General features: G+C 45.8%; 9 protein-coding genes. All 9 read left to right on the top strand.

Features of this window, described 5'->3' with window-relative positions; all coding sequences use genetic code 11:
- Positions 1–77: 77 nt before the first annotated feature.
- The 9 genes from GXX95_11795 to GXX95_11755 all read left to right on the top strand — a co-directional run bounded on the left by GXX95_11795 (position 78) and on the right by GXX95_11755 (position 9,261).
- The gene (locus tag GXX95_11795; protein ID NLT38816.1) at positions 78–524 is read left to right on the top strand and encodes a hypothetical protein; all 447 of its coding nucleotides are present in this window, start codon (positions 78–80) and stop codon (positions 522–524) included.
- Positions 525–536: 12 nt separating this feature from the next.
- The gene (locus GXX95_11790) at positions 537–1,007 is read left to right on the top strand and encodes a hypothetical protein (protein ID NLT38815.1); all 471 of its coding nucleotides are present in this window, start codon (positions 537–539) and stop codon (positions 1,005–1,007) included.
- A gap of 16 nt (positions 1,008–1,023) precedes the next feature.
- Positions 1,024–1,683 carry a dimethylamine corrinoid protein 3 gene (locus tag GXX95_11785; protein ID NLT38814.1) on the top strand — a complete coding sequence of 220 codons (660 nt, stop codon included), beginning with the start codon at positions 1,024–1,026 and terminating at the stop codon, positions 1,681–1,683.
- A gap of 55 nt (positions 1,684–1,738) precedes the next feature.
- Positions 1,739–3,187 (top strand): APC family permease, encoded by a 1,449-nt coding sequence (locus GXX95_11780; protein ID NLT38813.1) that lies wholly within the window; start codon positions 1,739–1,741, stop codon positions 3,185–3,187.
- Between the two features lie 433 nt (positions 3,188–3,620).
- Positions 3,621–4,586 carry a hypothetical protein gene (locus GXX95_11775; GenBank protein ID NLT38812.1) on the top strand — a complete coding sequence of 322 codons (966 nt, stop codon included), beginning with the start codon at positions 3,621–3,623 and terminating at the stop codon, positions 4,584–4,586.
- A gap of 12 nt (positions 4,587–4,598) precedes the next feature.
- Complete coding sequence (locus tag GXX95_11770; protein ID NLT38811.1) at positions 4,599–5,069, top strand: hypothetical protein; 471 nt, start codon at positions 4,599–4,601, stop codon at positions 5,067–5,069.
- 13 nt (positions 5,070–5,082) lie between these two features.
- The gene (locus tag GXX95_11765) at positions 5,083–5,742 is read left to right on the top strand and encodes a dimethylamine corrinoid protein 3 (protein ID NLT38810.1); all 660 of its coding nucleotides are present in this window, start codon (positions 5,083–5,085) and stop codon (positions 5,740–5,742) included.
- A gap of 550 nt (positions 5,743–6,292) precedes the next feature.
- On the top strand, positions 6,293–7,435 hold the full coding sequence (locus GXX95_11760; protein NLT38809.1) for an MFS transporter: 1,143 nt from the start codon (positions 6,293–6,295) through the stop codon (positions 7,433–7,435).
- 386 nt (positions 7,436–7,821) lie between these two features.
- On the top strand, positions 7,822–9,261 hold the full coding sequence (locus tag GXX95_11755; GenBank protein ID NLT38808.1) for a DHA2 family efflux MFS transporter permease subunit: 1,440 nt from the start codon (positions 7,822–7,824) through the stop codon (positions 9,259–9,261).
- Positions 9,262–9,283 lie beyond the last annotated feature (22 nt).

The following is a 9,283-nucleotide window of genomic DNA, read 5'->3' as shown; positions in this document are numbered from 1 at the left end:
GTGCTCCACTTGAAAAAGACGTGCATGAAGTATTTACTAACTTTGAAAATTGCACGAAGCATCTGATTGGTGATGGCGTGCCTAAGAACGTTCATTATTACTTCGAGATGCAGAAAGCATTCTATGGGGGTAACGAGGAAGAGGCTTTGCATAAGCCGCTTATTAGCGTTGGAGCCGCTCCTACAAGTCCATTGGAATTAGATCCTTTCCAGACGGGATGCATTTTCGAAGGTGTGAAGTACAATATGCCAATCATGGATATGAGTATGGCCATGAGTGGAGGTACTTCTCCAGTCCATCTGGCCGGAACACTTGTAACACACAATGCTGAGATATTGTCCAGTAATGTTCTAGTCCAGTGTCTAAACCCTGGGAACCCAATTTGGTACGGAAGTGCGACCACAGTTTTCGATCTCAAGCGAGGGACTGCACCTGTGGGGTCTCCGGAAATGGCACTAATTAGCGCTTGCGTAGCGAATCTGGCCCAGTATTATGAGCTACCTTCATGGGTAGCCGGCATATAGGGTGATGCCAAGCTGCCTGACGGGCAGCTTGGCCATGAAAAGACAATTACTGGATTGTCTCCCGCGATTGCTGGAGCAAAAATCATCTACGGTGCCGGAATGGTTGAATTAGGAATGACTTTCAGCCTAGAACAATTCTTGATCGATCATGACATTATTAACATGATCAAGAGTTACACCAATGGTGTCCCAGTAAACGAGGAGACACTTTCTGTAAAAGCTATACAGGAAGTTGGAGCAGGAAAAAGCTTCCTGGGCCATAAGACAACTTTAAAAAACATCGATCTCCCATCAAATCCTGAATTTTTTGATAGAATGATGTATGGGGATTGGGCTAAGAATGGCTCCCGGAACATCGTTGATGTCACCCATGAAGGCGTGAACAAACTTAAGAAAAATTACAAACCAACGCCGATTGAAAAGGACCTCCTAAAGGAAATGGGTGCAGTTGTAAAAAGGGCTGATAAGGAGCGTAAGGGGTGAAAGGGAGGATAATTCTATGATCAACAAGGATCAGTTTATTCAAAGAGCCAGGGCGTCGGTAGTCGAGTTCGATGCCCAAGCTGCAAAAGATGTGGCAGCAGAATCAATAGAGGCAAGGATTAGTCCGGTTGATATGATTCAGGATGGCTTCAGCAAGGGTATGAATGAAGTCGGAGAAAAATATGGTGCTGGGTTACTCTTTCTACCCCATGTAATTGCTGCTGCTGATGCCATGAACGCTGGTGTCGAAGTACTGACTCCTAGGTTAAAGGCAATGGGTGAGAATGGAACGACCAATAGTATAGGGACAGTGGCAATCGGAACTATTGAAGGAGATGTACACTGCATTGGAAAGGACATTGTTGCCATCATGATGGGAGTGGCTGGTTTCAATGTAATCAATATGGGCAGGGATGTGCATCCCACGGCATTTATTGAAGAGGCAAAGAAAGGGGCTGACTTCATCGGCTCTTCAGCACTGATGACAACCACTATGGTCGGCCAAATAAAGATCGAGGAATTGTTAAAGGAAGAGGGGCTCAAAGGCAAAGTTAAGTCGATGGTTGGCGGGGCCCCGATTACTCAGGCCTGGGCTGATAAAATCGGTGCGGACATCTACGGGGAGAATTCCTCTGATGCGATCGAGAAAGCCAAGTTAGCAATGAGAGGAAGATGATGTAGTAACTAAACTCTCCTTTTTTATTGTGTTGGGAGGAAAATGGAGGTATATAATGTCTGAAGAAAATAATGTATCTGGTCTTCGAAGAAGTATTAGTTGGCGAGAAGGATTTCTCATAGCAGTAGGATTGCCGCTTGCAATTTTACCTACGATTGGATTTGAAACATCATATCTTTGGGGTTGGTCAATACTCCTATGGGCTTTAGTGATGCTCCAGGGCTTTTTACAAAACATGGCCTTTGGAGAGCTAGCAACGGCTTTCCCAAATGTATCAGGGATTCCTGGCTTCGCACAAGAAGTTTTTAAGGACAAGAGTGGAAAAAAGAATAAGTATGACAAAGGACGGCTTATTGGCGGATACTGCGCGTGGGGTTACCTAATTACGTGGATGGTCGGAGCTGTCTATATAATGACCATCGGAGCGTATGTTGAAAGCTTATTTCCTAATTTAAATATTGATTCAACTGTCCTAAATCTAATATTGGGAGGAGTGATTTATGTAGTTCTGGCCTTAATCGCCTCAAGGGGGTTGAATTCTGGAGCAAAATTAGGACTAATACTGGCGGTTTTTTCTGTAGTTCCGATAACGGCAATTGTTATAGCTCCGTTCCTAACTGGTAACTTCCATATAGAATACATAACTACGGCACTCACTCCAGCATGGACTTGGGATATCAATGGCGTTTTGATGTTATTCGGGCTAATAACGATGGCGCAATGGGCGGCTCTAGGATGGGAAGGATGTGCGATGTATGGCCCAGAATACAAAAACCCAGGCCGCGATATCCCAAAGGCATTGTTTGCCTGTGGTGGCTTTTGCCTGATAATGTATGTATTGGTACAGGCCTCTACAATTGGAACTCTAGGGATTGATGGAGTATTGGCACAACCTATCTCGGTTTTACAACCAGTGGCTAACTTGGTTTTCGGTGATATTGGTGGAGAAATAGCAATATTATTCCTGATCGGCACACTAGTTCTACTGACCCAGATGGGATATTCTGTTTCCGCAAGGGCTTTGTATGGAATGGCTCGCGAAGGGAATATGCCCAAGTGGCTTGACCATACCAGCAGTAAGGGAGAGCCAATGCGAGCCCTTCTTGTAATTGCGATAATAAACATGTTCCTAATTTCTCTGGGAAACCTCGTTGTCGTGATGGCAGCATCCGCTATCGGCTATGTAATCGCATTTGGCATTGGCCTCTTCGCCTATGTAAAGGCGAAGAGAGACCCAGAATTGAAAAAACTCGATAGACCATATAGGGCCCCAAGAGGTTGGATTTGGATTGCAGCCGCTTTAGGCATTCTTCAAATCCCCTTCTTAATTATGGGTGCTCTATATGTCGACTATACATCATATGGAGCTATAGCTACAGTTCTGGGCATAGTCTTAATCGTGGCGTTTTTCCCAATATGGATGTATTCTCAGAATGAACGCAATAAATTAACGGAAAAGGAGAAAGGAGAGGGGGTGTTGATAAAGGCTAATGAGGTAAATTGAAACAATTTCGTGGGGTCTTGACAAGAAAATAATCACTCCTCTTAATCCCAATTAATTCTTCTGCCGTCAAGACCCTACCAATATACCTTTTTTTCGATTATCGAATTTAGGTTTTATTGACCATTTAATTCAAATTTGGTGTTAATACTCGACTTACCTAGGATGGATAATGTCGCAGAGACGAATCAAATCTGTTAACATGCGATCTTAGTTTTTCATGTTTGATTCTGTTATTTTCGATATATCAATGCGGGATGAGAGAAAAGATTAAAGTTAGTATAAGATTATTATTTTCCATAAATTGACAATATAGATAATTAATAATCAATATTGCTACATATATGCTATATTTTTTCCAAATCATTATGTATCAATAATCAATTACATGTAAAATGGTGTGAGAGAAAATTGCACCTTTTCAAGGAGGTAAAAAATGAAGCAATACGAGATATTGTCAGTGGAGAAACTGAAAGCAATCCATGAGGCAACAATGGAACTCCTCCAAAAGACTGGAGTCCAGGTGGCAGACAAGTCGGCAAGAGAAATTTTTAGAAAGAACGGATGTACCGTCAATGATAAGACCAATATGGTTCAGATCCCTAGGGACTTAGTGGAGAAGGCGATTAAGACTGCTCCTTCTGCATTTAAGCTCCATGGGCGTGAGAAGGATAAGGCAGTCACCTTCGAATACGATGCTGATTCCCGCTTTACGAACTTCGGCATTGGAACTAAGATGGCCGATTATAATTCTAACGGGACATATAATGTTCGCAATTCAACGACGGACGACATCGCTACAATAACGAAGATTGTGGATTACGCTCAGAATTTTAGCGTGAATTTTCACTCTCTCTCTGCAACAGATCTTGCTGGGTCCCGCGCTGAACACGATGTCCACGAATTTCAGATATTTCTTGAAAACACCACTAAACATACAGTTTTAGCAGATACTGTTCCTAGGAATATCGATACCTATTTCGAGATGGAAAAGGCGATTTATGGGGGCGATGAAGAGGAATCACGGAATAAACATCTAATCACACTGGGTGGTGCACCAACAAGTCCTTTGGAAATGGGTGTCGACCAGTGTCAAGCATTAATCAAGAGTGCTGAATTTGGATATCCTTTTATGGATATGTCAATGGCTATGTCTGGCGGGACATCATCAATCCATATGGCCGGGACACTTGTGACACATAATGCCGAGGTACTCTCAGCACTCACTCTATTGCAGATAATGAATCCTGGAAATCCGGTATTTTATGCGTCCTCAACCACTATTTTTGACGTGAAGAGAGGTACTGCGCCGGTTGGCTCACCTGAACTAGGTATGATAAGTGCTGCTGTATCAGACCTCGGACGATACTATAGAATTCCCTGCCTTGTTGCCGGCATATAGGGGGACGCGAAGATCTGCGATGCGCAGATCGGGCATGAAAAGACTATTACTGGCATTCTGCCAACTATGGCCGGTGCGAGTCTGATTTATGGGGCAGGTATGCTTGAATTGGGTGTGACGATGTCTGCCGAAGAACTGCTGATAGACCATGACATTATCAGCATGATAATGAACATCACTCGTGGCATACCAGTAAATGAAGAAACGCTCGCTGTGGATGTAGCTGCTGAGATTGGTGCAGGTGGGAGTTTTATCGGTCATGAGAGTACCCTGGCCCACTTCAATCAACAGTCAGATCCAGTATTGTTTGATCGCCGCATGATAGGTGATTGGGCTAAGGATGGATCGAAAAACATTGTTGATGTCGCCCACGAAGCCGCCATGAAGATCAAAAAGGAACATAAGCCAGTACCATTGAATCGCGACATACTGAGGGATGTAAAGGCCGTCGTAAAGGAATCTGATAGAAATTATAAGGGATGAAGGGGGAAAATATATGGCAACGAAGGATGAAATAGTTCAAAAGGCCAAGCTCTCTGTTTTGGGATACAATAAGAAGGGAGCAGCAGAGGTAGCAAAGGAATCGATCATGAATAATATCGATCCCCTTATCGTCATTCAGGATGGATTCACTCCTGCTATGGCCATTGTTGGTGAAAAGTACAACCAAGGAACGCTTTTCCTTCCGCATGTAGTTGCAGCTGCGGACGCCATGCAGGCTGGTATCGCTGTCTTGGTCCCGGAAATCAAGAAGAAAGGAAGTAGTAATCTGATGAAGAGTAAGGGCGTTGTGGCGATAGGGACGATTGAAGGTGATGTCCACTCCATTGGCAAGGATATCGTGGCAGTAATGTTAACCGTCGATGGTTTCGATGTCACCAATCTTGGGAAGGACGTTCCAATCGATAGCTTCATCAAAGCTGCCAAAAATGGAGCTGAATTTATCGGTTCTTCTTCATTGATGACTACTTCGATGGTCAACCAGTTAAAGATAGAGGAAGCCATGAGGGAAGAAGGTCTGAAAGGAAAGGTAAAGACCATTGTCGGTGGGGCCCCAGTAACTCAGGCCTGGGCGGATAAAATCGGCGCGGACATCTACGGGGAGAATTCCTCTGATGCCGTCCGTAAGTTGGAGGCCGCAATTATTAATAAGTAGTATAGATGGATGACAAGAGATTAAATGCAAATACCTCCTTCCATCTTTTATTTTTTTATATAAAATTATTTTATCTTAGCGGTTATTGTCACGTATTTAGGTAAAATATTATCATATTATTGGAATTATGACCATCCGATTGGTGTATATTCTTGACGTTTAATTGACTAACTTATCCGGCATCATCATTTATTGACTAGCTCTCGCACTTGAGTGGTCCCAAGTGTGCCCTCTCTTCTTCTCATTCAATTCTACTCATCCATTAAACCAATCTACTCCCCTGCCTATGTACTGGTTTAGCCTTTCTAATGAAGTTCATTGAAATCCGTTTTTTACATCTAGACACAACAATGTTTGGGTCTCACCTTAGTTAGAAACACCCGATTTCAGCATAATGCCCACTTTAAAATTTGTTAATTATCATAGTCGTGTTAATAATTATGCAAAATAATAAATAGTACCTCACATTCTCCCCGATATGGAGAGAGAAGATTTCAAACCTACTAAATTGACCTTACTAGGTTTACTATTGGCATCTATGATGATGCTAATGGGTGGTGCCGCCGTTGCGCCGGCTCTGCCAACTATCAGTACTGTATTCCCCGAAACATCTGAGTTCATAATTAGTCTTATCGTTACGCTACCTTCTCTAGCCATTGCCATAACAGGGATGGGGATGGGCACTCTTGCGGACAAGATCGGTAAGGTTAAGATTCTCATCATCTCGCTCCTAATTTTCGGTTTCGCAGGAGTTTCCGGGTATTTCCTCAACAGCATTGAAACGATCCTTATCGGTCGTTTCTTTGTAGGTATGGGAATTGCTGGACTGACATGCTCGTGTACCGCACTGTTATCAGAATATTATTCTGGAGCGATGCGTGTAAAGGTACTCAGCTATCAAGCCGCGGCGACTGGAATCGGAGTACTGGTTCTGGAGTTATCTGGAGGCGTTCTCGCCGGAATCAGCTGGAGGCTTCCTTTCCTCATCTACGGAATGGGATTCCTCATCACTATGCTGGTCGTTATTTCCGCGAGGGAGCCCGCGTATCCGGAACCGTTGGACGGTCTGGAGAACATACCAGAAAAGAAAACCAACAGACCACTGGTCGCATTATGCTACATCTCTTTACTTCTCACAATGTTTCTAATGTTCGCCCTACCGACCAAGCTGACGTATTATATTGCAGAAATGGGAGGCAGCACAACTCTCAGTGGATTGTTGCTTGGATTCAATGGTGTTTGCTCAGCAATCACAAGTATGTTTTACAGAAGGATATCAGGGAGATTAGAAATATTTGCGATACTAACTGTTGCGTTTGGCTTGTTTGCTATTGCATACTTGCTGTTCGCAATACCTGCATCATACCCTGTGACGTTCATCAGCGTCTGTTTTGTCGGAATCGCGGTTGGATTTATAATACCGACAGTAACGAACACACTCGCGAAGGAATCGAGTCCGAAAACGTCCGGAAAACTCATGGGTGGATTCGGTGTTATGCTCAATCTCGGCCAGTTCATTTCTAGCCTCATCTTGGTACCGATTATCGCAGCAACCGGATCGTATGGGGGTATGTTCACATATCTTGGCATTGTAGCAGTCCTGGTCTTCGTCGTCTTTGCGGCATGGACGATTCACTTACGTTTAATAACAACTCGATCAGCAGCATTGGGGGGTAACAATGATCAAACATAAAAAAACGACATGTATTGAAATGCACCTCATCACAGCCGTCGTATAGTACGCCAGGTGTTATGGTGATATATTTCCCACATCTTGTATTATTATATCCTTTCCATAACCATATCCATAGGAATAATTGAAAATCGATGATCATCATCTGGATAAGATGAGAACTGAATCAGGTTGAACCCAACTCGCTACCCTTATCATATGTCAAATGGGAAAGAGTTGCTGTTGAGCCCTTTCATAACTCGTGGTGCCGCTCGTCCGTGTGCTCCGTGGGGTTGAAGAGGTGAATCCTGGTGGCGATCCCCACTATTACATCGTCCTGGCGAGCCCGAATTCCACCATATAGTTAGACAATTATACTTAAATACATCTAACCATTATCGGCGGCAATGACCAATGTCATTACCGACCGCGGGGGTAAGAACATGCTGCTAGCAGCCGCGGCCCTGGCAATGTTCATGGACGGACTGGACGGTTCAATAGTCAACGTGACCCTTCCCACCATAAGCAGATCCTTCGGAGGGGATGCGGGGTCCGTTTCGTGGGTAATAACGATCTACTTCCTGATGATGGCCGGACTAATCCTCATCTTCGGCAAGATCTCTGACGGGGGGGCGATAAAGAAGGTCTTCACCGTTGGATTCCTGATATTCTCGCTCAGCTCGCTTGCCTGCGGCCTGTCCACGGGTCTGGAGGCGCTGTTGGTATCAAGGGCCATCCAAGGAGTTGGCGCGGCCATGCTCGCCGCCTCTGCGCTAATGCTATGCGTCAAATACTATCCTCCGGGCAGGCTGGGGTTCGCCCTTTCGATAGTCATGCTGGGCATGACGGTCGGCGCGGCAATGGGGCCCGCACTGGGAGGATTCCTAGTGCATCTGACATCCTGGCACTGGATATTCTTCATCAATGTACCGATAGGCTTGATAGCGATCGCGTTCGCACTAAGGGCCATTCCTGCGGATGAGGGGCTGGAAAAGACCTCTTTCGACATCAAGGGATCGGTACTGCTGTTCATCACGCTGGCGTCCGGACTTTACTTGGTGGAAGCGGCCCCGTCCGCGGGGGCGGGCGGCCTCACTGCTCCAGCCGCATCGGTGTTCGTGGCATCCCTGGTGCTCTTCATCATCACCAGCCGCAGATCCCCGGTCCCGGTCCTGAACCTGGAATTGTTCAGGTTCAAGGGCTTCGTCGCCACACTCCTCTCGTTCGTGCTCATCAACGCATGTTTCATGGGCGCCCTGTACCTCGTTCCGTTCTATCTCGACCTGGGAATGGGCTTCAATCCGATGACCAGCGGACTGTTCCTCCTGATACCTTCGGCGGTGATTTTCCCCCTTTCCGCGAGGCTGGGTAGGCTTTCCGACCGGACCGAGCGAAGGGCATTCGTGGTTGCCGCCTGCGCGATGATGGCCGTGTTCATGATAATCTATTCGATGATGACGCCGGAGATGGGGTATGCTCCATTGATCATCGCATTGGTGTCCATGGGGCTCGTATGGGCCATCGGTGGAGGTGCTGCCACGAGCCGCATCGTGGAGAACGTCCCCAAGAGCGAAAGCGGGTCCGCATCATCCCTTATGTCGTTCACCATGTACTTCGGGAGCGCTCTTGGGACCGTGCTGTTCGCCGCATTCTTTGGAGCGGGGGCAGGCTCGAAGGGGGTGGAGTTCTCGCAGATGACGTTGACCACTTTCCTTGACGGTTTCCATCTCGCCATGATAATAGGTTTGATGCTGTCATTGATCGCACTGGTACTGGCGGCCTCTGTCAATGAGAAGAAGCGGCACGGGAGCGTCGTCGAGGCAGCGGCATCATGCGATCCTGACTAATAGTTATATAAATAAAACCATT

Origin of the sequence: Methanomassiliicoccus sp. (assembly GCA_012719175.1) — an archaeon.
GTDB lineage: Archaea > Thermoplasmatota > Thermoplasmata > Methanomassiliicoccales > Methanomassiliicoccaceae > UBA6.
Note: the sequence above shows the minus strand (reverse complement) of the source record. Positions and strands in the feature narration are given on the sequence as shown.

Bases quoted from the DNA above. Each gene is read 5' to 3' on its own strand.
- GXX95_11775 (NLT38812.1), top strand. From the start codon at position 3,621: ATGAAGCAATACGAGATATTGTCAGTGGAGAAACTGAAAGCAATCCAT.
- GXX95_11765 (NLT38810.1), top strand. From the start codon at position 5,083: ATGGCAACGAAGGATGAAATAGTTCAAAAGGCCAAGCTCTCTGTTTTG.
- GXX95_11760 (NLT38809.1), top strand. From the start codon at position 6,293: ATGGGTGGTGCCGCCGTTGCGCCGGCTCTGCCAACTATCAGTACTGTA.
- GXX95_11780 (NLT38813.1), top strand. From the start codon at position 1,739: ATGTCTGAAGAAAATAATGTATCTGGTCTTCGAAGAAGTATTAGTTGG.
- GXX95_11755 (NLT38808.1), top strand. From the start codon at position 7,822: ATGACCAATGTCATTACCGACCGCGGGGGTAAGAACATGCTGCTAGCA.
- GXX95_11785 (NLT38814.1), top strand. From the start codon at position 1,024: ATGATCAACAAGGATCAGTTTATTCAAAGAGCCAGGGCGTCGGTAGTC.